Here is a 444-nt window from a genome sequence, read left to right as displayed (position 1 = left end):
AACACAGCAAGCCGAGTAGGGAATTGAGTAAAGCGTTTTCGACATAAAACACTGGCGCGTCATCTTGATGCAAATGCTCGCGCACTACATGTTCCACATAAAAATCTTCACTTGGGTAAGGCAATTCGAGATGCAAAGTATGAATCTCTATCGCTGCTTTTTTCTCAGGCTTTTGCAAACCCAGCTTACGGTTTAGGCGCGGGGCACTTCGCATTAATTGCTGTACTTCGGCATCGCTTTCTGGCGCCGCTATTGCTTGGTTCAAGAGTTCTAATGCAGCAGCACTTGCGCCCATTTTTTCAAGCACGCGAATGCATCGCTGGCGTGCGCCGGGATAGCCGCTTGCAAGATAAGCTGTTTCAGCGAGTGACCATGTTTGCTGTTTTTCCGCATACTGGCCGATATGAAATAAGAGTTTATGACGCCGCCGTTCTATCCATGCAT

At 48.0% G+C, this 444-nt stretch carries 1 pseudogene; it reads right to left on the bottom strand.

The annotated features are described in order from the left end of the window. A pseudogene (locus H8K27_RS16380) lies at positions 1-444 on the bottom strand (VRR-NUC domain-containing protein); the annotation flags it as partial.

Source organism: Cognatundibacterium griseum (assembly GCF_014284195.1).
GTDB lineage: Bacteria > Pseudomonadota > Gammaproteobacteria > Burkholderiales > Burkholderiaceae_D > Undibacterium > Undibacterium griseum.
This window is presented reverse-complemented; position numbering and strand designations above follow the sequence as displayed.